Raw genomic sequence first — 25,295 nt, forward strand, 5'->3', positions numbered from 1 at the left:
CGTATATCGCTAGTCATGAAGATCGCTGCCGCGCGTAGTTCCTTGCTTATACTGAGTGCTCCCACTGAAGGGGCGCTAACAATAGGTGAGAGCTGCATGAGATCTGCTTCGAAACGTCCCAATTCGTTGCCTGAGCGAGATGGGATCACTCCAAGTCATCTACGGTTTCCCGTGGTAGGCATCGGCGCTTCCGCTGGTGGGCTCAATGCATTGAAGACTTTTTTCGAGCAGATGCCTGCCAATAGCGGCATGGCATTCGTTGTTGTGCTGCACCTCTCACCCGACCATGAAAGCGTGGCCGACCGCATGCTCCAGGCGTCGACAGACATGCCAGTGCAGCAGGTCAATGATGCGCTCCCCATTCAGCCCAATCATGTGTACGTCATTTCACCAGCCAGCCAGCTATCGATGAACGACGGCTATCTTCGGCTGACGTCTTCTCGGCGGCCATTTGGCATCCATATCGCCATTGATCTGTTCTTCCGCGATCTGGCTGATGTGCACAAGGAATATGCCTTTTGCATCGTGCTTTCTGGGACGGGTAGCGATGGCGCCGTGGGGCTGTCGCGTATCAAAGAACAAGGTGGTGTGACAATCGTACAAACCCCCACTGATGCCGAGTTCGACGGCATGCCCTTGGCGGCTATTGCTACAGGTTTGGTCGATGTGGTGCTGCCTGCGGCAGAAATCCCGCACAAGCTTGTAGAACTGTGGGAGAACTCGCAGTCCATCAAGTTGCCGCCTCCGCACGATATACGACTCCCAGCGGACATTGCGGAACCTGACCGTGCTGAAACCGAGCACGCTCTGCAGGATATCCTGCTGCTGTTGCGAACTCGCAGCCCGTGCGCCCTGCCTGTGAGGACGGCACGAGTACTGATCAGCGAGATCGATGCATCGGGGCGTTGACGCTTGACCGGACTATGGCGGACAGCACGGAAAGACGTGCGGATCTATTCATTCATTTCGCGTTTTATGCGCAGCCAATCCTCATAGGCGGCTCTACGCGTTTCATCGGCCAATGTTTTGGCTTCGGAAAAGCGCTTCCAGACGCTTTCATTTCCAAGTTCGTCCTGAATGATTTTGTAAGCAGCGTCGTCCAACTTATCCGCTTGTCGAAACATGGCCGTATTGGCAGCGATCTGCTCATCCCATTGGCATTCATTAGACAGGTGCTTAACTCTGCTCATTTTGCTGTTCCTCTTCCCAAATTACAGCTGACGTTTTTCGCCAGCAGACCCCAGTCACTCCGTTTTATTCCGCCATGGGTCTTGAGAAGCGTTTAAGCGGTGGGCGACCCGGTTTGGGGATAGGGGCAATGCCGGCATCACAGCTCGCCTATTGCCAGGCGTCGGCATTAGTCATCGTCTGCGCTCGGATCACGAAAGACTTGGGCCGCCCTTGGAGCAAGTACTCGATTACAAAAAACTCCACCTTACTCATGCGTACAATTCCTTGGCTTTGAGTAGGTGATGTTGGGCGACAAAGAAGATTCAAAGAATTGGCTGACCAGTCTTAACGATTCGCTCAACGGCCCCGTCCAATTTATTGCCTATGCAAACTTCCATGCCGCCGGTCACCCGGCGGCGTTATGTCCCGAAACGGTCGATGGTCTGCAATAGTTCCTACACGAGTACGCGAGCGTCGGTTGTGTCGTCGGCCTCAGGTACAGGCGTGTGTGGTTCGCCCGGCGTCAGGATGACTTTCCTGCAATCCTACGCTGGAACGCTGCCGACCTGCGAATTGGTCACGGTCTGCTAGGCAATGAGCAGAATGTCGGATGGTTCGAAATCCTACGCTTCCGCCACTAATTTTCATTAAAGCCCTGATATTTCAGGGCTTTTTTGTATCTGATCGTTTTCAGCCCATACCCTAGCCCATACTTCGGGCGCTGGCTTTCAGTGAGCGTCACTGGATTTTTCTGCCCAACGGTCTCGAACCTCTGGGCGTGCGAGCGCGTTTTTCAAAGCAACCCGCAAGCATCAAGGCTGTAGCGCTTCACTGGGCGAAGGTTATGGGTCGACCAGTGCTACGCTAGATCACCTAGCACTGGTAATTACCTTACTGTCTGTTAGGAGCGCTTGGAAAATTCCGCAATCCAAGCTTGAAGCGCTGTGAGGTCAGCCTCAAAAATTTAAGGTCAACGGCGCTGCTAGGCAGTTCGTCCGACTGGGCATGCTCGAAGACTGAATAACGTGTCATCAAATCATCGATGAATACGCAGTCCTCAATGCTTACCTTGGCGATTTTATGTAGCTTCCCCTGAGTATTGATTGCACGACGGAAGCGGCCTACCACATCCGCAAGCAAAATGAACTCGACGGTTTTCTCCACAATAATCCTGAAATCACTGCAAGCGCTTTTCGCTAGGATTTCGTAGCTATCGACTTCGGCGTTCTCTTGATGCTTCGTCAGGTGCTTAACCGTGTGGTCGATCAGGTATTTCACAGCATTAGCTGGTTTGGCGTCGCGGGCACTTTGGGTCGCCACGATACCGGCGGTTTTGTCCATCCTGCGAAGCGAGATCAGCGTTGGCTTGATAGTAGGAACGTCGGGGATTTTTGACAATTTGTCAGTGACAGAATCCACTAGCGAAACCAGCGAAAGTCTATGGGTGAAAATGATGACCTGCCTCGTATGCGACAACTGCACGAGGCGCTCCACGACTTTCTCTTCGAAATCCTGGTCTAGTGATGAGATCGGATCGTCAAAGATAAAGGGGGCCAGCTGATTAGAACCTGTGGTATCCGCCAAGAACGCGGCGAGTGCAGCTATTCGAGTCTCGCCCTCACTTAGAATGTACTCTGGACCATGCGCACCGTGAGCCCCCACCAGATTCAAACCGAAAGTGATTTTTCCCTTGCCCCCGGATTTGCTTTGCGGTGAAACGGGGATGCGGTGGCCGCCCAAAAGCTTAAGTTCTTTAACAAACCGAGCCTGATAGCCAGCATCCAGTTCGGTTTTGGCAAGCTCATTTTTCTTCGTGGTGAGCGAGTTGGTCGCAGCCGAGCGTGATGCTTTGTCTAGAGAGGCAACTGCTGTGAGGCGGGTTTTCTCGGTGACAATCGAGGATTTGTTCTGATGAAGCCATTGCTTCGCCTGAAGCGTGAGGACGCGCTGATGCATGGCCTGGCGGTGCTCATCTTTCTGAAGTGCAGCGAGGCTTGCCTCTTCAGTAGCCAGGGTCGCGGACTTCGTTTTCACAGCCTCATTGATCTTCGACCAGTCAAAAAGGTGCTGACCATCGAGGGGTACACCCTTGGCAATTTGCTCGATCCGCGTCCTCAGTAAGCTGAACCAAGATTCAGCTTCCGCCTTTTCGAAGCCCAAGGTGGATATTTGCACGAGCCAATCAGCCTGGGAGGGAAGGGCGGGGACACGACGCCTGCGTTCGTTTAAAGCTGTTTCGGCTGTCTTTGCCGCGGTCTCTAGGCCGTCGGTGACAAATTTTTCAAATCCGGCCAGTCGTGCCTTCGCTGCATCGTCTAGAGCTTGATGGCAAAGAACGCATCGTGAGTCATCTGACACGTTCGGGAATGCGGACTCAGGATACGCCGCGGCAGCGGAATAAGCGCGAGCGTGCTCCCACATCTGCTGCCACGTTGCCGAGCCGACACCCTCCAGTTCTGCTTTCCCGAATATAGCGGCCGCAGCCTCTTCACTTGCTTTACGTGACTTCACGGCTTTTTCATTCAGGCCGACTAGCTCAAGCGCGGCAGCATCATTTGAACCTAATTGCAGCGTGGACATCGATGTTTCGATGCTCTTCAGAGCTGTTTTCTCTTTGCCAATCGCCTGGATTCGACCAGAAATATTTTTCTCGGCAAGGAGTGCTTCCTTCTCGATCCTTTCACGGGCAAGCTCCTCGGTATATGAGCATTCTTTATCAATGCTTGACGACGGGGTCGTGCTTTTGAGGGCCTGCAACCATTTCGCTTCGGCCGTGACCGAAAGGGCACTTGGCAGGGTTGGGAGGGCCCCTTTGAGTTTTTCTCTTTCTCTGGTCAGCTCTGCGTTGACTGCATCGGCAGTGGCGATGAGCGCCGACACAAATTTCATGCGACTCGGTTCATAGCAAGCTTCAGTTCGCCCCATGTATTGTTGTGCGGCCTTGCTGTCGAACACCTGCGCTTGACGCAACGCTTTGTGGGGGCCGCTTGGAATGTCCCACTGGACGTCAACGGATTTCCCGTCAATTGATACTTTGAATTGAGCACGGCAATCCGTAGGGTTGGGATCGAAGACGTTGCCCCGTATTTCATCCTTGGATCGTGAGCCGCAAATCTGCTTTAGCAGCCGGGCAAAGCCGCTTTTACCAGTGCCATTCTGGCCGTAGATGACAGTCAGGTTCGAGCTACCAAACGGGAGATTGGCCCCGGCTTTGATGGCGTTGAGACCATGCACCTCCAGGATTTCATCAATCCTCACTGGCGGTCGGGTTGCGGCCTGGGAAAGTGTGCCAGGCACTACGCTTAGAAAACCTGGGTCAGGCTGGCCCTTAGCTTCCAGCTGGCAGAGTCTTGACAGCTCCTTAATTTTCCCTTCATTCAGCTGGCGCTTCGTGTCGATCATCATACGCGCAGCAGTCTGCAGCCACTTCGGACGACCATTTAGCCAAGACTGTTGCCGCTGACCGAAAACTGACCCAGTAGAGGCTGTTCTGCCGACTGAAAACTGACCCAGGTGTTCAACTGCTTCTGCTCACTTTTCGAGCAGGAGAACACAGGGTGATCAGCATGGAAATGTTGGGAAAAATCCGGCGGATGTACTTCCGCGACAAGCTCTCGCTGCATCAGATAGCCAAGCGTACCGGGTTGTCGAGAAACACCATCCGAAAGTGGGTCAGAGCGCCCGAAGCCACTCAGCCGGCGTACCAGCGGTGCGCAATTTTCAACAAACTCAGCCCATTCCACGACACGCTAGAACAGGCGCTGAAAGCCGATTCGTTTCGGGCAAAGCACAACCGCAGAAGCGCCAAAGCACTTTTCGAACAGATCAAGGCTGAGGGTTATGACGGCGGCTACAGTCAGCTCACGGCGTTTGTACGCTCTTGGCGAGGCGAGCAAGGCAAGTCTTTACGCGCTTTTGTACCGCTGACTTTTGCCTTGGGTGAGGCCTTTCAATTTGACTGGAGCGAAGAAGGTCTGCTGATCGGCGGCCTGTTTCGACGCATCCAGGTCTCCCACATGAAGCTGTGCGCCAGTCGCGCGTTCTGGTTGGTTGCGTATCCCAGCCAAGGCCACGAGATGTTGTTCGATGCCCACACCCGCTCTTTTGGTGCGCTTGGCGGAGTTCCGCGTCGCGGCATTTACGACAACATGAAAACGGCTGTCGACAAGGTCAACAAAGGCAAAGGCCGCACCGTCAATGCCCGGTTTGCTGTCATGTGTGCCCACTACCTGTTCGACCCGGACTTCTGCAACGTCGCCTCGGGTTGGGAAAAAGGCATCGTTGAAAAGAACGTCCAAGACAGCCGTCGGCGCATTTGGATCGACGCTCAAGACTGCATGTTTCACACTTTCGAAGAACTGAATATCTGGCTCGGTCAACGCTGCCGGTCGCTCTGGCGCGAGCTGGTGCATCCGCAGTACAGCGGGCTGACGGTGGCCGAGGTCTTGGAGCTGGAGCGGGTTGAAATGATGCCGATGCCGACAGCGTTTGATGGCTACGTCGAACGTACCGTGCGGGTCTCCAGCACCTGCCTGATCAGCGTGGCGCGAAATCGCTATTCAGTGCCATGTGAGCGCGTCGGCCAGTGGGTCAGCAGCCGTCTGTATCCTTCGCGAATCGTGGTCATCGCCGATGAAACGGTGATTGCCAGTCACGAGCGCCTCTTTGATCGAGACCAGGTTAGTTTTGACTGGCAGCATTACATCCCGCTTATCGAACGCAAGCCCGGTGCACTGCGTAATGGCGCGCCATTTGCCGATCTACCGAAGCCGCTACTGCTTCTCAAACGGGGACTGAGGCGTCACACCAACGGTGATCGAATCATGATGCAGGTACTGGCTGCTGTGCCTATCGCCGGTCTCGAACCGGTGCTGGTGGCGGTGGAGCTGGTACTTGAGTCGGGAAGTCTGAGCGCCGATCACATCCTCAATGTCCTTGCCCGCCTGACCTCCACTGCACCACCTCCCTGCGTGGAAACCAGCCTGCAACTCAAAGTGGCGCCTGTTGCCAATACGGCGCGCTACGACCGGCTCCGTACGACCGATGAGGAGAATCGCAATGCGTGACTTAATGACAGAACTCAAAGAGCTGCGCTTGCACGGCATGGCCGGTGCTTGGGAAGAACTGGTCTCTCAAGGAACAGCCTCGACGGCTTCATCGAAATGGCTGCTGGAACATCTGCTCCAGCAGGAGCAGGCGGATCGCGCGGTGCGCTCGGTGAACCACCAGATGAACATGGCCAAACTCCCCATGCACCGTGATTTAGCGGGCTTTGACTTCAGCGCTTCCAGCGCTGATGCCCGGTTGGTAAGCGATCTATCCAGCTTGGCGTTCACTGAGACCGCGCAGAATGTCGTGTTCATCGGCGGCCCTGGAACCGGGAAAACACACCTGGCCAGTGCCTTGGCGGTATCCGGAATTACGGCCCACAACAAACGCGTGCGCTTCTTTTCCACGGTGGATCTGGTGAATCTGCTGGAGCGTGAAAAGTACGATGGCAAGGCAGGGCGGATCGCACAGGGACTGCTTCGCACAGACCTGGTGATACTTGATGAGCTGGGGTATTTGCCCTTCAGCCAGAGTGGCGGCGCTCTGTTATTTCACCTGCTGTCCAAACTGTACGAGCACACCAGCGTGGTTATCACCACCAACCTTAGCTTCTCAGAATGGTCGAGCGTATTTGGTGATGCCAAGATGACTACAGCGTTGCTGGATCGGCTGACACACCACTGCCACATCGTCGAAACGGGCAACGAGTCTTACCGCCTTCAACACAGCACCTTGGCCGCCCAGACAAAGATCAAATCACGAGAACGAAAGCGCAAGGATGGAGATGATATCGAGGACGATCAGCCGTTTTGATTCGCGTCATAAACGCCCTGCTGCATGCCTACATGTGGTGGGGCTTGATGCATCGTCAACCGGAACACGGCTGCTAAGCTTATCCACAATTGCTGGGGCAAAAATCAGCAATCCGTCCTGGGTCATTTTTCAATCGGCAGGGTGGGTCAGTTTTCAATCAGCGCCGACAAGCCAAGACTCAAAATCGTCCATCACTACCGGTTCTTGCTCAAGCGTCGACATGCTTCCTATCCCACGGCTAAATCTGTGAGATTAGGCGTAAGGTGGCTTTTGGCCAGTATTTGGCTGCTGGTTTGGCGACTAAAATGTAACTTGGAAAGACTCGCGTTCAGAAATAGCTTCCTAGGGACGCTTTCGCCGTTTGCACCCGCCATATGTTAATGTGCCATCATCAGACTATTTCAAGGAAAGATCTTATGGGATGGAAAGGCACGCTCAGGTCAATGCAGGCTTCAGCACGTCGTGCGGAGCGCAATTCACATCGCCGGCAGCGCGAATTGGAGCGCCAACACAAAGAGTACGCGCGCATGGAGGCCCTTGAGCAGGCAGCCTATGAGGTGGAGGTTTACGAGAACCACGTCGAGGTCTTGCTTTCGGTGCACAAAGATTGCGGTGATGTCATTAACTGGAAGTCCCTGCTGAACAGTGTTGAGCCTAGGGAGCCATCTCTGGACGTTACCGCTGAAGCAGCAGCATCTGATGCACTAGCAACCTATGCGCCTAATTTTTTGGCCCGCCTACTCAGACTCGAAGCCCGACAGCGCAGAGCCCTGAGTCGCAAAGTGGAAGAGGGGAAAGCTGAAGATCTGCGGCGTTTTCAAACGGCACATTCCGATTGGCGCCAGGCTCATGCCAACTGGGCTGATGAACGGGAGCTGGCGCACCGCATTATTAACGGTGACAAACAAGCCAAACTGGATGCGATCGAAGCGTTCGAGCCATTCACCGAAATCGCTCATCTGGGCTCGGGTATTGAGTTGATTGTCCATGAGTCCGGCTTAGTGGAGGCCCGGCTGGCTATTCATGGCACGCACGTTATCCCGAGCGAGATTAAGTCACTCCTGAAAAGCGGAAAGCTGTCCACTAAGGCCATGCCGATCGGCCGTTTCAATGAGCTGCATCAAGACTACGTATGTAGCTGCGCGCTGCGTGTAGGTCGAGAGCTGCTGGCGATCCTGCCTGATGATTTGGTGATGGTGACGGCACTCGATAACGTGCTCAACAGCTCCACAGGCCATTTGGAAGAGCTACCGATCTTGAGCGTAGCTTTCTCCCGAAACACGCTGGATTCGCTCAACCTTGATGCCATTGATCCGTCTGAAGCAATGAAGAACTTTGTTCACAGCATGGCCTTCAAGAAGACCCAGGGTTTCTCAGCCGTCGTTGCACTGGATGCCAGGAGTTTCAATCTGCAACGCGCTTGAATGCAAGCCCGGTGCAGCTAATGTCACAGCTAGCTGCGTCGGTACCCTCAGGAGGCCTTACCTCGTTCACCCATTGCCTGGATCGGCATCTCGTAAAATGCACGGGAGACCAAAGGCTCATTACTACTCCTGCTAGAAGCGCTATCATCCCGCCACCAGCTCAAGTGGGGGCCCTCTTGATCGGGCATTCGCCTGCACCCCCTGAGCATCTGAGACAAGGAAGGTTGCGCATGGACGAGCTCGTTCAACACGTCACCCCACAAGAAGAACCAAAGCCGAAAGAGTTCAAGATCCTCGCTACCTTGGTATCAAAGCTCAACCTTGCAGACTTCCAGAATGCGATTCCGGTTATCCATGAGCTACGCCTCTCGAACGAAACGAGTGAGCGTTACCTCAACGCTACGCTGACGCTGACCTCTTCACCGGAAGTGTTCAAACCGAAAACCTGGCGTATCGAAGAGGTAGCGCCCGAGTCGTTTCGATCCATTCCTGGCCTAGACCTCATTCTGGATGGGCCTCTGCTGAGTAGGCTCACAGAAGCCGAAATGTCTACGTTCTCCTTCACATTGGAGGCGGATTGCAACGAGGCGGAAAACGGTCGCAAAGTGATTGCTCAGCTCGAGCAGGTCGTTGAGCTACTGCCCCGCAATCAGTGGGGTGGGTTAAGGCATATCCCAGATATGACAGCTGCGTTTGTTCAACCGAACGATCCGGCTGTGGAGCGGCTGCTTAAGCAGGCTGCTGAATTGATGCGCTTGAGTGAAAAGTCGCCCGCTTTGGATGGTTACAGCGGTGGGCCCAAGCGGGCTTGGCAACTGGCGTCAGCCGCATGGGGCGCAGTTGCACGCATGAAACTGGATTACTCCTTGCCGCCGGCCAGTTTTGAGCAATCCGGTCAGAAAGTGCGTAGCCCGAGCCAGATCGCAGATTCCGGCCTGGCCACTTGCATGGATCTGACCCTCTTCCTATGTGCAGCATTGGAGCAGATCGGCCTTAACCCGGTAATCGTTTTTACTCGCGGTCATGCTTTCGCGGGGGTTTGGCTGAAACCAGAAGAGTTCACCACCACCTTAATCGACGACGTTTCGACTGTGAGGAAGAGGGTGAAGCTCAAAGAGCTTGCTCTGTTTGAGACTACGTTGCTCACTCAACCATCGATCCCTCCCTTCGCCTATGCAGTTGAACGTGGAGCCAAGCAGATCGATGAGGAGGCTGAGTCCGAATTTGAAATGCTGCTTGATGTACGGCGTGCCCGCCTGCAGCGCATCAAACCGTTGGCCAGCTCCGAAGCGCAGATTGCCCGAGTCGTTACGACTGATTTGGACGATGGGCCAGGCCTTCTCATTGAAGATGGCGATGATATCCCCGATGAGATCGTCAACGTTGAAGTCGAAGACATTGCCAAGCTTAGCCCCAAAGACAGGCTAGAACGTTGGCAGCGAAAACTGCTTGATCTCTCGTTGCGTAACAATTTGCTCAACTTCAAGTACGGGAAGAAGGCGCTCAAGCTTGAGGCCCCGGATCCTGGCGCTCTCGAAGACATTCTTGCCAGCGGACAGTCGCTGAAGCTTCTGACGCGGCCTGACCTCATGGATGGAGCTGATCCACGTGAGAAAGAGCTGTATGAACAGCGTGAGCGTGAGGATGTTCGCCGGCGTCATGCAGAGGACGCCCTGAAGCGTCGAGAGGTGTTTGTAGCTCTCACCAGCCGTGAGATGGACGTGCGCTTGACCGAGCTCTATCGCGGCGCTCGTACAGCACTGCAAGAGGGTGGCGCCAACACGCTGTTCTTGGCTGTCGGTTTCCTGAAGTGGACGCGAGAAGATAAGGCCGGTCAAAAGTACACTGCGCCCCTGGTGCTGATACCAGTCAGCCTTGAGCGTAAGAGTGCGCGTTCTGGTTTTTCGATCGTGCTCCATGACGATGAGCCTTGCTTCAACCCTACGCTGATCGAGATGCTTCGACAGGACTTCGAACTGGGCCTGGGGTCGCTCGAGACCGAGCTACCTCGTGATGACTCGGGGTTGGACATCGTCGGCATCTGGAGGCGAGTAGGTCACGCTATCAAGGACATTCCTGGATGGGAGCTGTCCGAAGATGTGACCTTGGCCATGTTCTCTTTTGCCAAGTACCTTATGTGGAAGGACTTGTCAGAGAACGCCCATCACCTACGGCAGAATTCTGTCGTTCAGCACCTTCTTGATACACCTCGGGACTCGTTTGCATCGGGTACACCATTCCCGGATGCAAAATTCCTGGATCGTGATTACGGCCCTGCAGATGTGTTCTGCCCACTGCCATCTGATTCGTCCCAGCTTGCCGCGGTCATGGCTGCATCCAAAGGAAAGGACTTTGTGCTGATCGGGCCACCTGGTACCGGTAAAAGCCAGACGATTTCAAACATGATTGCTCAGTCGATCGCTCAGGGTCGGCGTGTGCTGTTTGTCTCCGAGAAGATTGCCGCTTTGGACGTCGTCTATAGGCGTCTTCGTGAAATCGGCCTCGGAGAGTTCTGCCTCGAGCTACATTCCAGTAAAGCCCGCAAGGCTGATGTATTGGCTCAGCTGCAGTCAGCCTGGGAAGCTAAAGGGGAGGTGGATGTGGATGCGTGGGAGGTCGAGGCTCAGCGGCTGGCCTCTATTCGCGACAGCTTGAACATCTATGTAGAGCGTCTCCATAACCGATACCGGAACGGTTACTCCGTATACGATGCGATCGGTACCGTTACCTCCGGTACTGACGAGCCAATAGCGAGCTTGAATTGGCTGTCGCCTGAAACTCATGACCAGAAAGCAATGCTGGACATTCGTGAGCTCGGCGACCGTCTTGAGGTTAACGCTCAAGAGGTGGGTTACGAAAATCTCGGCGGCCACGCTCTTTCCGGGATCGGTCAAACAGAGTGGTCTCCGCATTGGAGGCAAGAGTTTGTTCAAGCAGCTCGTGATGTGCTGCCTTCGGTTCTAGAGGCACAAAAAGCGATTCATCGCTTCATCGAATTGGCAGGGCTGCCGACAGTTCCCCACACACCTTCGCCTCTTGAAGGTCTGTCGACTCTTTCTTCGGTGCTGCCCACCGCAGCTGGTCATGACTGGCGCTTCGCTTTGTTGCCGAACGCTCGATCAATTGCACAGCGCTTAACGGATGGCTGTAACTGGATTGAGGAGCACCGGGATCTTACTTCCAAGCTGTCTGCTATCTGGCCTGCCAGAGTCGCGGGTGATGCCAGGCGTGCGATGGATTTGCTGAGTCAGCGCAGGTCGACTATGGGCTCCCTGGGTGCTGCTTGGGCTCCAGCCGTAGTGGAAACGCTTCAAGATGCGCTTTCAAAATTCTCAACAATCAAAGAGCTCTCTGATCAGCTCTCCGTAAGCTATAGCGAGTCGGTAGAAGGGCTCGAGGTCGAAAACCTGCACCAAGACTGGCTAAAGGCTGACGATGCCATCTGGCCTAAATCCTGGTTAGGCAAACGACGCGTTACGGCCTCACTTGCTGCTGTGCAGGCCGCTCCTGGAGAAGCGGACGTAGCGAAGGATCTTTCGACTTGGATCGAAATCCGTGCCGTCAGAAAGTCGATTGACGAACTCCAACCGGGAGCCCAGTGCGCCGATGTTTGGAGTGGGGCAAAGACCAACCCTGGCCACCTATCGCGTGCCATTGCCTTCCAGATCGCTTTGTCTAATCAGTTGAGCAATTCCGGGTGGCACGACGAGGGGTTCGAAGCCATCGAGCAAGGGCAGCTTGGCGAAGCGCTGAAGGCTCAACTATCCCGCATGCGCGCTATTGTTCGCCTCGACGGTGAGTTGGCGGAGTTCACAGAGCTTGCGAGTCAGACTGCGGAGCTTTGGAAGGGCCTCGCTACTGAGACCGAAATACTTACGGCAGGGTTGCAGTTCCAGTCTGAGCGACGCGAGATTGAAGAGCGTGGGCGTCTAACCGATGACCATCCTCTTGTGGAGGAGGGACGTTGCGGGAACGTTTTGAAGAATGACGTTGTTCTGCTCAAGAAGCGGGGCATCCTGGAGCGAGATTTGGCAGACCTTTCTGACCTGCGAGAGGTTGTTCCACTTTGGAATGATTTGAAGACAAAGGTGGACGACGCACGTCAGGCTGTGCTGTTCCAGGGCCAGATTGCGGTAGCTTTGGCCAAGCTAGCCGAGAGCCCGGAGCAAATTGCAGGGTTCAAAGGGCCACTCAATGCGTTGCTTGGCGACGGGAATGCTTTGCTCGAGCCTGAAGGCTCCATCATTCAGTCGGGGATTTCCCTTCGTGACAAGCTGAAGAATGTGGAGGCGCGGTCGGCTCACTTGACGGCCGTTGGCCAATTCACCGAGATAACGGTAGCAGCGAACTCAGAGCTTTCGCTCGAAGAGCTCAAGCAGAACTGTGAGCTGATGGTGGCTTCCGAGCCTCGCCTGAGAGCCTGGTGCGCCTGGCGCAAAGTCCGCGATGAGGCGTATGCAGTTGGCTTAGCTCCGATCGTGGAAGCTATGGAGAGCGGCGCCATCACCGCGGGCAAGGTGCGTCGTGTGCTTGAAGTGAACTACGCTCGCTGGTGGCTTAACGCGACCGTCGACAACGAGGCCGTCATCCGCACCTTTGTCAGCGCTGAGCACGAACAACGCATTCGCGATTTCCGAGCGTTGGATGATAAGTTCATCGCCTTAACTCGTGACTGGCTGCGCGCGCGTCTGTGCTCTGAGCTGCCTAGCCAGGAGAGCGTAACGCGTTCATCGGAGTGGGGGTTGTTGCGCCATGAGATGAACAAGAAGACTAGGCACATGCCACTGCGCGAGTTGATGAGCCAAGCGCCAGGTGCACTAACCAAGCTCACACCGTGTCTGCTTATGAGCCCGCTGTCGATCGCCCAGTATCTGCCATCTGATACGACACCGTTCGACTTGGTCATCTTCGATGAGGCATCCCAGATTCCTGTGTGGGATGCGATTGGGGCGATGGCTCGCGGTCGCCAAGTCGTGATGGTGGGTGACCCGAAACAGCTGCCGCCGACATCGTTCTTCGGGCGTGCTGAGTCTTCATCGGAAGACGAAGACACTGAGGCAGATCTGGAAAGCATCCTGGACGAATGCATCAGTGCAAACCTCCCGACTCGCAACCTTAACTGGCACTACCGTAGCCGTCACGAGAGCCTCATCGCATTCTCGAACCAGCGCTACTACAAGTCGGAGTTGGTTACATTCCCGTCGCCATTTACAACCGACAAAGCAGTCAAGCTGCATCCCGTTGCCGGTATCTATGACCGAGGCGGTTCGCGCACAAACCGCATCGAGGCACAGGCGCTGGTAACCCACCTTGTCGCTCGGTTGAAATCGCCAGCCTTCCGCGAGTCTGGCCACACCGTAGGTGTTGTGACCTTCAACGGCGAGCAGCAAAAGTTAATTGAGGATCTGCTCGACGAAGCCTGCCGTAAGGATCCGTCCCTGGATAGCTACTTCTCTGAGTCGCTGCTTGAGCCGGTGTTCGTGAAGAACCTCGAGAGCGTACAAGGCGATGAGCGAGACATCATTTACTTCTCGATCACCTTCGGTAAGGACGCAGCCGGGCACACCTCGATGAGCTTTGGCCCGATGAACGAGAAAGGTGGAGAACGTCGACTCAACGTAGCCATCACTCGAGCACGTCAGGAGCTTGTCGTGTTCTCGACCACTCGCCCCGAACACATGGATCTGTCTCGTACCAAGAATGAAGGTGTACGCGATCTGAAGCACTTCCTGGAGTTTGCTGAGCGAGGGCCGCAGGCCCTGGTTGAAGCTGATCGAGGAAGCGTTGGTGGCTTCGATAGCCCATTCGAGAAAGCAGTTGCGGCTGAGCTTTCCAAGAAAGGCTGGCAGGTCGTTACCCAGATCGGCGTGTCGTCATTCCGCATTGACCTCGGCATCGTGCACCCTGATTCGCCAGGTCGATTCCTTGCCGGCGTTGAGTGCGACGGTGCTACCTACCATCGCAGCGCGACCGCTCGTGATCGAGATAAGCTTCGAGAATTCGTTCTGCGTGGGCTGGGTTGGGAGATCGTGAGGATCTGGTCGACGGACTGGTGGATTGACGCTGCGGGCACTGCAGAGAAGGTTCATCATAAACTCATGGCTTTGCTGGAGTCATCGCGTGCCAAGCAGGCTGCAATCGATGCTGCCGAGGAAGCAGAGCGACTCAAAACCGACGCTGCCGTTGCCGAGGTGATTGAGGTGGTGGAGCAAGTGAGCCAAGTGATCACGGGCGAGGAGGGTATTCCTGTGGCCAATGACCCGACTGGCGCCTTCCAGGAGCTCAAATACGCGAAGGTGGCCACCGTTGAGGCCGCTGCTGAATACGTAGCCTATGTACCGGCAGACTACCCAGTCTATCGTGAGACAGATCCTACTCAGGCCGTGGATGGCGTGAGCCCTGACCATTTCTTCAATGCCGCCTACACGCCGATTCTGCAGAGCATGATCGCCCACGTTGTAAACGAAGAAGGCCCCGTACTCGACAGCGTGCTGTCCCGACGCATCGCCCGGGCACACGGATGGGTTCGTACAGGAGCGCGTATTCGTGATCGCGTTGATCAGATCGCGCGTGCTCACTTCAGGTCTCATGAGGAAGAGCAACTGGGGACCTTCTTCTGGCCAACCAACCTCGATTCAGCTATTCCGCCGTCCTGGTGACGATGACTCCGTGCGCAGCCTGGCGGAAATCTGCCTGCAGGAGTTGTCTGCGCTTGTGGGTGAGATGGAAGCAAAGGGGCATGCGGCTGAGGCCTTGATCCACGCCGTCGCCAAGGAGGCGGGTGTTATGAAGCTCGCACATGCTGGCCGCTCGCGAATCGAGAAGGCCATTCGTCATCACAGGAATGATTAGATTAAGGTGCCCATGGTTTGATTGTTCAAGCCATGGGCTACTTAAGGGAATTGCGTTGGAGGTTTACCTGACTAATGTAAGAAACGGATTGTCCGCCGGTGACTCTTGGGATATCGCTGCCTTACCGCGCAGGAGGTAGCCATTGAGTGAGCTCGTTTTGCGAGGACCTTTAACCTTGCAGGTCCAAATGTTCTGGCCATTAGGCTTTTTAAGATGGACATCCAGTTTCTCAAATTGATGTTGTAGAACACGCCAGGAATCGCTCTTAGGGGACGCTTCGGCCGAGTCTGGATGCTCAGCTACGTAGCGTTGGAAAATGCCCGGCGTTACTAGGAAAAATGTGCCGTCCACGGTATGGACCATGGCCTTGCTGTCGTTGACCACTAAGCGATGACTGTGAACTCCTTCGCGCAGCCACTCGATGAAGGCTAATCCCACGTCGTCTTGACACGGCGAAGCGGAAGACCGCAGGCTTTCCGCAGTTGGTCGAGCTTGGAGTTCGGCCGGCTCCTGCAGCATGTCCATCAGATCGTCGAGATAGGCGAAGTCCTCAGTTAGCGCCACAGCGGTGTGCTGTTGTTCTGCAGCTGCGATCTTTGGCCGAGCTATGGCTGACTCCCTCGCTTCATCGGTCGGCAGGGACGGTGCCACGGTCAACTCAATAGTGCCACTGAAAACTTCGGGTCGGAGTTCATCGGCCCAGACCAGGCTCGGCTGCAGGCAGAGGAAGGTGAAGCGATGCTGCCAGTCACCGTCCGTGACAGTGGCGTTCCAAACAGCTTTGCTTTCCGGTGTCGCTTCCACCAATCCATGTGACTGCAGCTCATCGAACAAGGCGATGTTGGAGGTGGGGATACCGTCCACAGCCTGGGCCAGTAGATGTGCGCGCAGTTTGTCGGTCGTGGTCTTGCTGACCAGCCATAGGTGGTCTTCAGTTAGCCAGCCGGCTGCGCCGGGCTGGTTGAGCTTGAACTCGTTCTTGACCAGATGGCGCAGTCCCGTGAGCAAGTGGTGCTGCAGGGAGTGCTTGGGCGCCTGCAAGGCCTTCGCGGGATTAGCACCGATGTTCTGTGCGGTGGACACCCGGTCAGCTTGCAGCACCAGTTCCCCGAGAATCCCTGCGTGCTCGTAGTGGTCGGCGAGCAGGAACAGCAATTGACTCCATAATTCGGAATAATCGCTTAGCCAGTCGAGCAGGGCGGGCGATAGGATCTGCGTATAGAGCAACCCCGCCGCGGCACCGTGCAGCTTGTATTCGCGGCCTGGGTGGTAGCGGAAACGGTAGGGCTGGCACAGCGGTCCGTGCCAGGGGTGCCAGCGCGCTGCGTTCTGGTACTCCACCTGCAAATCGACGGCGATTTTGCCGATGTCATGGAGCAGGGCACCGTAGGCAATCGCGGCGCTCCAGGCATCGGCTTGTGCCGCGTGGTCTTCTGGCGCCGCACCGCTGGGGAGGAGGTAGGATTGGCGTAGCTTCAAGCAGCAGGCCACGAGTTCCAACCCGTGATCGAGCATGCCCCCGGGATAGGCGTGATGATGGCTTTCGCTCGCCGGGAGTTGCTGTACGAAGCTGGCGTAGCGGCGGATGGGCTCTAGGTAGAGCCGATCAAACTGCGCTTCGGAGAGGGCCGTGTACTGCCAGATGCGTTCGAGCAGCTTTCTCCGGTGGTCGGCGGCGAGTAGCGATTCGGCCGACCGGGGAAGCATGAAGCCCTCGACGAAGGGAGTGGGAGTGAGTTCTGCCGCCTCACCTTTTCGAAATCTAAACCACGAGCGTTTCATCGCATGACCTGCTGTTCGTTCGGGAGGTCCTTTTGCCTTTTCGGATAAGCCTCTTACCCTTGCGCCCCCTTCCATTGCCGCCGTTACCCTTTACCGCCTTGGCCTTTTTTACGGGAGTGATAATTCGAAGCCAGGTCCATCGGAATCGGTGGCCGATCGGAATAGCGACCCCTTTGTCCAGGGCGTAGACTGGCCGGCATCATTGCTAGAGTAGGGGCGCGGATGACGTTAAGTGATGCAGTGTTGATCGTGTTACTGGCCGATCGGATTCATGGCACGGATACGGCCATCCGATCTGCAGCCAAGCGCTGTGCGAAAAAGCTGCCCCGCAGCCAGCGCGATATCGTGTTCAAGATTGGAAACAGCGCAAATCCGCGGCAACTTGTGGCGCACCTTTGTCAGCACTTGTCTGATTGAGTGACCAAGCGAGGTCGTTTTAACCGAAACCTTGCAAGAGCGCGTGCGCTTTAAGTAAACCTTCGGCTAAAACCGCAGTCTCAGTTATTATCCCTGCACTTGTCCCACGCTTAGGAAAATTATTCATGTCCAAACTTGCCGAGTTCAAAGCACTGGAAGCGCAATTGGCCGCGCAGCTGCAACAGCTGGATGCCATGAAAAACGACTCTGGTTTGAAGCAGGAAATCGAGTTTGAGCAGAAACTCAAAGCGTTGCTGGAAGAGTACAGCATGGGCCTGCGCCAGGTGATCAGCATTCTGGATCCGTCCAAGGGTCTGAGCGTACCGACCGCGAGTGCGTCCAGCAGCAGCCAGCGTAAGCCGCGCGAGGTGAAACGCTACAAGCATCCGCAGAGCGGTGAGGTTGTGGAAACCAAGGGCGGCAACCACAAGATCCTCAAACAGTGGAAGCAGGAGCACGGCTCGGACACCGTTGAGAGCTGGGTGCAGTAATCGCTGACTTATTGACAGCGGTACAAGTCACGCAGCAGACAAAATAAAGGCCCCGGATAGGGGCCTTTTTGCTGGGTGAGAGCAATCATGCGGTGAGTCGAGCGGACGTATCCGTGGCTTGATCAGACTGCAAGGCCAACAGGTACTCAGAGGCTTCCCGGGCCTGACCACTGGCGCGGAAAATGGCTCGTTTGTCTTCCTTGAGTATCTTCAACCAGGACGCCAGGTATTCCTCGTGACGCAACTCGCCCGTGGTACCGGTGAGTGCGCAGAGAAACGCGGCGCCCATTTCTGCGACCAGTTCCTCGAAGGCATACGCCGTGGAGCCGAATGCATGCCCGCCGGTGATACCTTCACGGTTCAGACGCGACCGGTGGCCCGACCAGTGTGTCAGCTCATGCAGAGCCGTTGCGTAGTAGCTGCCGACGTCTTCGAACTGCGCCTTCGTAGGTAGTTGGATCAGATCCCGAATCGGCTGATAGCACGCATCATCGCTGTAGCGATGCTCGATGCGCGCACCGCTGGCGACCAGCAGTTGCTCTGCTGGTTCATGATCGATGAAGGTCGCGGGGTCAGTGTGCTCGGTGGAGGCTGGCTCCTCGTCAGGCAAGCCTTCGGTCTGCTCAATGTTGAACAGGCAGTGTGTGCGCAGAATCGCGAACTGCACCAATTTGATGTTGCCCTGCTCATCGCGAACGACTTGGCCGTCCTCGTCATGCGCCTCCTTGCTCATCGGTTTGTACAGCACCGCGAGGGTGGATTGCTCGCCCTTGCGCACATGGCCGCCAGCCTTGCGTGCTTGATTGAAGGTCAGCCAGCGATCCTTGGTGAACCCTCGCAGGCGGGCCTCGGCCCACAAGAGTGGAACGTTGATGCCGGCGTAAGGCCGCCGGGTAATGGCGTTGATGGGGAATGGGGAGTCAGCGCTCGAACCTGCGGTAGTCCAGGGTTTGATCCAAGGGATCACGCCTTGGCTCAGGGCACTGACGATCTTGTTGGTGACGTCCAGGTAGATATCGGACATGGCGTTCTCCGGTTGTGAAGGGGGAACACCTCCCCACCGGGAAGGGTTCCCGGTGGGGTAGAGGGGCAGTGACGGTGCTGAGTGGGTCAGAGGGCAGCGATGTCTACCGCGCTCTCATCAGGCAGTCGGACGAGCAAAAAAGCTGGGCCGCTGTGTGGGGTGACGCGAGCCAGCTGAAGCTGCGGCAAATGAGCAACTACTGAAGTGCCGTTGCTCTGCAGCTCGAGCTGCAGTGCTATGGGATGGTGCAGGGCAAGCGGTGCAGACGTTAGCGCGCTATTGAGCAGTTCTGCCAAGCGCAGTGTGGACTGACCAACCGGCTCCTCGCCTGTGGCAGGTTCAATGAACTGTCGCCAGACACCTGGGCTCAGCACAATGGCAGTGGAGAGGTGGTTCATCCTGGACATGGTGGCCTCCGGTTAGCAGATTCCGCGTCACCTTTCTGAGGTTTGGTGTGGATTTGCCGGATCCGATCAACCCGCCGAGCAGAGAGCGTCCGTCCATTAAAACGCGCCTGAACGTGGGGTCAATCTCCGATCCTGACCTCCTTTGAACGGCTCTATCCAAGGCGTTCAAAGGAAGACTATCGGCCTTGAATTCCTGACCAGTGGCGATCTCCAGTCAGTCTGAACGTAGTGTGTAATGCCTCCCGAAAGGCCCGCTAGGTGCCTCTCGGGAAGCGCGAGGTGCTCGCTTTTAGGTTCAAGGTTTTCCCGCAGGATCAACCTCGGCGGCCAGGTACAGGTGGGTGGAGGTAGCCTCCACCCCCAGCGAACCTGCAGTGCCGCGAAGGCTGGCGAGAACGGGATCGTCAATGTCAAAGTACTCGGCAAAATCATCGCCACCGAATTCATCGCGGGCATGATTCCACCAGGTGTCGAAGTCGTCGACGGCAGGGTTGCAACCGGTGGCATAAGCCACGCGTTTGCGCCCACCGCCATCCGGCTTGCATTCGCCAACCTCTGACATGAGGTAGACGCCGTGGTCTTTGACCAATATGACTCTGCAACCGTTGATACCGGCCTCTGCTAATACGGCGTGAAGTTCAGTGCCTGTAAAACTCAGCATGATGAGATCCTCCAAAATGTGCGGAGGAATGCCACCCATGCGGGAGAATTCCCAGCACTGGTATGGATTGGGTTTGGGGGGCGTCAAAGACGCGGGCTCAATGAGCTATGGGGGATTGGAAGGCGTTCATCACCGGGGAACGGTGACCATGCGAGCTGCCGAACGCGAATCGCATTTGGGGATAACCATCACGTGTGTGACGTAGCCTCAAAGGTTATGGCTACCTGGGATGCTGGAAAACCAGCGATTGCACAATTGGTTTAACAAGCGAACCGACATAGCGTCAATGGTGTTTTTCGCATGGGTCGAGCGAACCAGTGCACTGAGCGCCACCGGTGATAATCGGCGACTGGCAGGTGATCAACGGTCATGAAAATCAGCAGCAGAAGAGTAAGCTAAAGCTTGGATCCAAGTTGGCGGTAACCAAATGGCCCCGAGCGAAATGACGGGAGAGGAGCCAATCAAATGTTGACTACAGCTTCTTCAACCTCCAGTCGGACAAGCATCGGCAAGCATTGCATACACGCTGCGGTTGGTGCTGGCCGGATGGTCAAGCGACTCGAAACGACGCTGCTGCATTCCAGTGCATTAGCTTCAGTGCCCTTCAAGTATCGGCAATTTGGCTTGCAGATTTTCAAGTTGCTCATCTTGCTTGCGGTTGCGTCAGTTGCACTTTTCTTAGCGCTTGGAATGCTTGCGCTTTGGACAATCGCAGCATTGCCAATAACTGCACCTGACAATGAGCCTGATATTTTCGAAGTGAGTCACCCTCGCCATCGTTTCAAGTATCCTGAGATGTATGACGATCACGGATCACTACGCTGATTTTTACTTGAGCTTTTGAATACCTTCGACAACTTGAGATGATCCTTTCCCGGCTTGAAGTTTGGCGCTTTCCGCGCCCTGAGTAAGCAAGCTTTGAACGTTGCTGCCAACGTTGTAACCAGCCCAGCTCATCGCGCCGAGGAAAAACATTGGCAGCACCACGAACATTGTGCCCATAACGTACTCGATCACCTGCGCGGTAACCGTCCCGTCCATGAATCCTGCCGTCGGTAATGACAAAAGCAGCTGGTCGGTGGCGGAGACTTGGTTGTACAGCGTTTCCAGCATGCTCGAATCGATCCAGCGCGCAAGCTCCCACCAGAACGTCAGCATGTGCAGGGTGAACAGCGCGAACGTGATCGTCATGAGCGCCTTGAGCTGGTAAGTGCTGATCAGCAGTACCAGCGGCAAACTGATGATCGTGCCCATGATCAGGAAGGCCTGAACCATCGGCAAGGCCGTTCGCAGCGCATTCATCGCCGGGAAGTTGCTGAACGAGCCCAGGGCCAGGCCGGTGTTTGTCGCCAGATTGTTGAGGCCTTGCGTCAGTGAGCCGCCCCGGGCACTGCTGCCATAGTCCTGGAACACCTGTCCGGGCGCCATACTCAATGACTGCTGCCGCGGGCTCACCAGCTCCCGTAGAGTAGCGTTTTCGATCTCGCTGGCACTCCGCCCGGTCAGCCAGCCCCGCAACTGCGAAATCAGCGACGGATCGACCTCGGCGACCAGGCGATCACGCAGCCCGACCGTGGCATCGCTCCACCACTGTTTGCAGGTGGGGTAACCCGCGTCGTTGTCGAGCCGAGGCAGGGAGGTATCCCGGGTCTCGTCGTATGGCCAGTCGACCCTAGGCGTTCGCGAGCGATCGGTGTCGTAGTAACCCGGTCTGTTGAGCAAGTAGGTCGAGCCGATCCAGGACGCATCGTAGCTCTGCGATTCGTCCAGCTCGGGACGATTGGTGAACAGCCGCGAGCGCGAAAAGCCGTAGCAGTCCCGGGTGAAGTCGGCGACCTCCTGCAGCAGCACCTGGTCGTTGATGCGCGAGCTGTCGATCTCCATGCGCATCGCGCGGATGTCAGGCGCGCACGGAATCGACGCGGTGGCAGCGGCGGTGATGCCTTTGCTCATGGCATGCACCAGGAACCACCACACCGGCACGTTTGCTGACTTCTCACCGATGGTGTTGAAGGTCGTGCCCCAGGCCGTGTCCGCGGGCTTGGCCATGGACACCCCACAGCGCTGGTTCGCCGCATCATCGAAGGTCACCGAGGACAGGTTCAGCGGGAAGAACGGCATGCAGCCAAACAGGATGACCACGTAGCTCATCCACAGCCGGTTTTCGACCCGAGGGATCGACAGCAGGCCCTTGTTGCCTTCGTCAGCGCCCTGTTGGCGGGCCGACAGCCATTCCTGCAGGATGATCGCGCCGAAGGGCGCGGCGAACAGCCCCGTGTCGGCCAGCGTGTTCCAGATGCCGTTGTTGATGATCCAGGCCAGCAGCGACAGGTAGTACTCGAGGTAGCTGTTGGTGCTCATGTTCATGGCTACCCCTCACACGCGAGACAGTTCGACTAGGATGATCGAGCTGAAGCCGATTAATCCCAGACGCTTGACGCGTTGCTGGTCCACAAGCGCGGGCCGCAAGCGCAACGCCGCGGTCCAGTCGGCGAGGATCAGGGTGTACTGCAGGACGCGCCAACAGGCGAAGTAGGGCGTAGTCCCCCGCGCCTGCGTAAACCAATCAAGCTGGGAGCCCGGCAGTTGCAGTGCCATCAAGGCAATCACCAGAATGACCACTATGGCGCCGAGGATCAGCAGTGCATGACAGATCGTTGACCTCACCGAGAGCGGCATCATGGTGTGCTCCTCCCTTGGTCCGCCCGGTGCAGTCGATCCGGCTCAGGATCGCGCTGATCGATACTGCGCGAGGCGTCGGCGCCGCCGACATGTCGATCGAGCACCAGGCTGGCGGTGTTGGTGGCCAGCGACTGGCGTACCTGCAGCTCGGTTTGCAGCAGGCGGATCTCGCGCTCCAGCGTTTCGACATTACCGTTGAGGGCGGTGGTGGCAGGCTGCGCCGACGCGACATTGGGCTCATGGCTGCCGGCCAGCAGCGTGCGCTGCAGCAGCATCGCTTTGTAGATCACGCTCGATAACGCGGTCTCGCTGGCCAGGCGTCGGGCCAGCAGGTTCTGGTCGGGATCGTCGCGCAACCCCTCGATGACCCCGCGGGAGACCTGCAGCAAGGGGCTGGAAACTTTGCCGAGGTTTTCCGGCGTGGGCTGTTCCGAGCCCGACAACATGCGCTGCAGTCCCTCGAGGTGCTCCGTATAGGTTTCCTGGATCAGTGGTGACAAACCTGTGCCGGCGGTCACACGCAGCGTTTCGCAGTCGTCACAGGTCTCCACCTCGGTTTCACCGAGCACGCGGGTGGCCCATTCGGAGGCCTCCTCGGGGCTCGACCAAGCTTGGCAGATTGCGCCATTCTGGCACCCAGACCCGACGGCCGACGTTTCCCCAACGGCTCGGTTGTGTAGCAGGTTATAGCCCGCCTTGACCACGTCTGAGGTCAACCGGATAGGTTGCTGACCGTTGCCCCCGGCTTTCTGTCCACCGACCCAACTGACACCGTTGTTGCCGTTGTTCGATTCGGTGTCCTTCACCGCCATCACGGCATCACCGTCGGACCGCTCGAGGTTTTGCTGCATCTCCTGGTTCTGCGCCAGCGCGCCCCAGCCGGCCTGGTCGACTTTGTCGGCCATTTTCGCGGCCATTGCCTGGCAGGTGAGCTTGGAGCGGTCGAAGTCGATGCGCCCTTGCAGCACACCATTGCTCAGCAACTCGTACAGCCCGGGGTTGGCGCGCTGAATGATCATCGCCGGTAGCGACATCACCGCCTGCGTGGCGTTCTGTATGACATTGCCCATGATCTGCTGGAAGCCCTGGGTGGCACCGTTGAGCTGGTTCTGCAGGGTGTTCGAGAGGTTCATGTTTCCGCACATCATGTTCGCCCGCCAGGACATGCCGACGCCGAGGCCATTGGGGCGGTAGAGCGAGGAGGGCGCTCCCGCCGCTGATCCGCCGCCGATGGTGTACATCACTCGGTCATCCAACACTTCGGCCTGTTGGCCAAGGTGGTAGCCGCTTTCGGCGGCGTAACCCGCGGTACACACGAGGAAACACAGCAACCCGATTGAGAGGGTGTTCATCATTGGCCTCCATCAAAGTCGATGCTGAACAGGAAGGTCTGACCCATGCGCTGGCAGCAGCGGTAGGGGCGCCAAAGCGACCAGGCATAGGCGCCGTCGTTGTTCTGGACTGTCGAGCTGGGGAAGATCGCGCAGGTGTTCTGGACCGTCGGGACCAGCAACTGCCAGCGGTGGTTATTGACGTTGTTCTCCATGACCTGCTGCGGCGGCCAGTAGCCGGGAGCGGGCAGCGGCTGCAGCGGCCGGTAAACATGCGGCTGGCCAGCGCGCGTGATGAAGTCGCTGGCGCGCTGAGCCATGACGGCAGCCGCCTTGAAGTCGTCGGGCTGCACCAGAAAACCGTGGCGTGGATAGACGCTGCCCCACATGTCCCCAAGCGCTTGGCTGCCAATCTCGCGCATGCCCGGTACGAGCGCCTGCGGGTAGACGGATTCAGGGATGGTCTGGCGCCAAGCCAAGGGGTCGAGCGTGCTGAGGTAGTAGGGTGAAAAAGACACGGCCCCACTCGGGCACGCATAGCCGAAACTTTTCGCCAGGGCAGTCAGCGCCGCGCCGCCGGGATGCCCGATGCCGTCGACGTTCTTGAAGCGCGGAAGGTTATCGCGCTGCAGTGAGGGCGTGATCAGGTTGCCGCCGCCCTGCGACGCCGGCGTCGGCGCCGCCAGTGCGGACATCTCGCTCCAAGGATTACCACCGGTGTTGGAATAACTCGACACCACCAGTTCGGGAATGAAATGGCGGACCTTGGGTGAGGTCCGCACGGTGCAGCCAAAGGGCGTGCAGAGTAGCCAATAGCAGATTCCGACGACTCGGTACTCCAGGCACTGCAGCGAAGTGACGGAGGCGATGATGGCGGGAGTGGTCAGTGCCAGGCACTGCTCAGCCACGACGAGCAGAGCGGCCACAGTGAAGGTTCGGCCGCGCTCTGTCCTCCTGGCCTTTCGGTATCTGCGTTGGGTGGCGGCGGTCACATTCATGGGCAGCGCTCGGCAGGTGGCAGCGGTGGGCATCCGTGCGCCAAGTGTCAGCATCCCGGATCTAACTCAGGAGGAGGACGGGCAAACCGAGTCCGGGGTGATCGGTTTCGTCCGTCGCCGGGTTGAGGGGGCGAATGAGGCGAAACGACCGATGGAGTGAAAATGTAATCCTGTCGAATTTTGCTAAGGGAAAG

General features: G+C 56.9%; 17 protein-coding genes and 2 pseudogenes. 8 read left to right on the top strand and 11 right to left on the bottom strand.

What is annotated here, in order from left to right:
• Positions 1-96 precede the first annotated feature (96 nt).
• Positions 97-753 (top strand): annotated as a pseudogene (locus D8U69_RS10875) (chemotaxis protein CheB); the annotation flags it as partial.
• 200 nt (positions 754-953) lie between these two features.
• Here D8U69_RS10875 and D8U69_RS10880 read toward each other — a convergent pair.
• From D8U69_RS10880 to D8U69_RS10890, 3 genes and pseudogenes are all read right to left on the bottom strand, one after another.
• The gene (locus D8U69_RS10880) at positions 954-1,190 is read right to left on the bottom strand and encodes a hypothetical protein (protein ID WP_130905572.1); all 237 of its coding nucleotides are present in this window, start codon (positions 1,188-1,190) and stop codon (positions 954-956) included.
• A gap of 64 nt (positions 1,191-1,254) precedes the next feature.
• Positions 1,255-1,443: pseudogene (locus D8U69_RS29760) on the bottom strand (DUF6555 family protein).
• Between the two features lie 618 nt (positions 1,444-2,061).
• A complete protein-coding gene (locus D8U69_RS10890) occupies positions 2,062-4,575 on the bottom strand; it encodes an AAA family ATPase (RefSeq protein WP_347238263.1) in 2,514 nt (837 codons plus the stop codon).
• Positions 4,576-4,736: 161 nt separating this feature from the next.
• Here D8U69_RS10890 and istA point away from each other — a divergent pair, with 161 nt between their 5' ends.
• From istA to D8U69_RS10910, 4 genes are all read left to right on the top strand, one after another.
• Entirely contained in the window at positions 4,737-6,236 is a 1,500-nt protein-coding gene (gene istA / locus D8U69_RS10895; protein WP_130907291.1) for an IS21 family transposase, read from the top strand.
• A complete protein-coding gene (istB, locus tag D8U69_RS10900; protein WP_130907292.1) occupies positions 6,229-7,032 on the top strand; it encodes an IS21-like element ISPsy20 family helper ATPase IstB in 804 nt (267 codons plus the stop codon). The genes istA and istB overlap by 8 nt, the downstream gene beginning before the upstream one ends.
• A gap of 416 nt (positions 7,033-7,448) precedes the next feature.
• Entirely contained in the window at positions 7,449-8,456 is a 1,008-nt protein-coding gene (locus D8U69_RS10905) for a hypothetical protein (RefSeq protein WP_130907293.1), read from the top strand.
• A gap of 230 nt (positions 8,457-8,686) precedes the next feature.
• Positions 8,687-15,115, top strand: coding sequence for a DUF3320 domain-containing protein (locus D8U69_RS10910; protein WP_347238264.1), 6,429 nt, complete (start codon positions 8,687-8,689; stop codon positions 15,113-15,115).
• Positions 15,116-15,371: 256 nt separating this feature from the next.
• Here the strand turns inward: D8U69_RS10910 and mobH are convergent, their stop codons facing one another.
• Positions 15,372-17,090 carry a MobH family relaxase gene (mobH, locus tag D8U69_RS10915; protein ID WP_130905570.1) on the bottom strand — a complete coding sequence of 573 codons (1,719 nt, stop codon included), beginning with the start codon at positions 17,088-17,090 and terminating at the stop codon, positions 15,372-15,374.
• Between the two features lie 222 nt (positions 17,091-17,312).
• On the opposite strand from mobH, the gene D8U69_RS10920 reads away from it, so the two are divergent.
• Both D8U69_RS10920 and D8U69_RS10925 read left to right on the top strand, forming a co-directional pair.
• Positions 17,313-17,507, top strand: a complete 195-nt coding sequence (locus D8U69_RS10920) for a hypothetical protein (RefSeq protein WP_130905569.1) — start codon at positions 17,313-17,315, stop codon at positions 17,505-17,507.
• A gap of 125 nt (positions 17,508-17,632) precedes the next feature.
• Entirely contained in the window at positions 17,633-17,998 is a 366-nt protein-coding gene (locus tag D8U69_RS10925) for a histone-like nucleoid-structuring protein, MvaT/MvaU family (RefSeq protein ID WP_130905568.1), read from the top strand.
• Between the two features lie 85 nt (positions 17,999-18,083).
• On the opposite strand, the gene D8U69_RS10930 is transcribed toward D8U69_RS10925, so the two are convergent.
• The 3 genes from D8U69_RS10930 to D8U69_RS10940 form a co-directional block, all read right to left on the bottom strand.
• Complete coding sequence (locus D8U69_RS10930) at positions 18,084-19,022, bottom strand: zincin-like metallopeptidase domain-containing protein (protein ID WP_130905567.1); 939 nt, start codon at positions 19,020-19,022, stop codon at positions 18,084-18,086.
• Between the two features lie 86 nt (positions 19,023-19,108).
• Positions 19,109-19,429: a hypothetical protein gene (locus D8U69_RS10935; RefSeq protein WP_241667853.1), complete on the bottom strand. Its 321-nt coding sequence runs from the start codon at positions 19,427-19,429 to the stop codon at positions 19,109-19,111.
• Positions 19,430-19,724: 295 nt separating this feature from the next.
• Entirely contained in the window at positions 19,725-20,090 is a 366-nt protein-coding gene (locus D8U69_RS10940; RefSeq protein ID WP_130905566.1) for a DUF3085 domain-containing protein, read from the bottom strand.
• A 465-nt stretch (positions 20,091-20,555) separates the two neighbouring features.
• Here D8U69_RS10940 and D8U69_RS10945 point away from each other — a divergent pair, with 465 nt between their 5' ends.
• Positions 20,556-20,915 (top strand): hypothetical protein, encoded by a 360-nt coding sequence (locus tag D8U69_RS10945; protein WP_130905565.1) that lies wholly within the window; start codon positions 20,556-20,558, stop codon positions 20,913-20,915.
• Between the two features lie 3 nt (positions 20,916-20,918).
• Here D8U69_RS10945 and D8U69_RS10950 read toward each other — a convergent pair whose 3' ends face one another.
• Genes D8U69_RS10950 through D8U69_RS10965 form a run of 4 tightly spaced genes read right to left on the bottom strand, consistent with a single transcriptional unit; the run spans position 20,919 to position 25,101 of the window.
• Positions 20,919-22,457, bottom strand: coding sequence for a conjugal transfer protein TraG N-terminal domain-containing protein (locus tag D8U69_RS10950; protein WP_130907294.1), 1,539 nt, complete (start codon positions 22,455-22,457; stop codon positions 20,919-20,921).
• A gap of 9 nt (positions 22,458-22,466) precedes the next feature.
• Positions 22,467-22,772, bottom strand: a complete 306-nt coding sequence (locus D8U69_RS10955; protein ID WP_130905563.1) for a hypothetical protein — start codon at positions 22,770-22,772, stop codon at positions 22,467-22,469.
• On the bottom strand, positions 22,769-24,124 hold the full coding sequence (locus D8U69_RS10960) for an integrating conjugative element protein (RefSeq protein WP_130905562.1): 1,356 nt from the start codon (positions 24,122-24,124) through the stop codon (positions 22,769-22,771). The genes D8U69_RS10955 and D8U69_RS10960 overlap by 4 nt, the downstream gene beginning before the upstream one ends.
• Positions 24,124-25,101 (bottom strand): TIGR03756 family integrating conjugative element protein, encoded by a 978-nt coding sequence (locus tag D8U69_RS10965; protein WP_130905561.1) that lies wholly within the window; start codon positions 25,099-25,101, stop codon positions 24,124-24,126. Before D8U69_RS10965 ends, D8U69_RS10960 begins: the two co-directional genes overlap by 1 nt.
• Between the last annotated feature and the right edge of the window lie 194 nt (positions 25,102-25,295).

It is taken from the genome of Pseudomonas sp. Sample_16, from assembly GCF_004307665.1.
In the GTDB taxonomy this organism is placed as follows: domain Bacteria; phylum Pseudomonadota; class Gammaproteobacteria; order Pseudomonadales; family Pseudomonadaceae; genus Aquipseudomonas.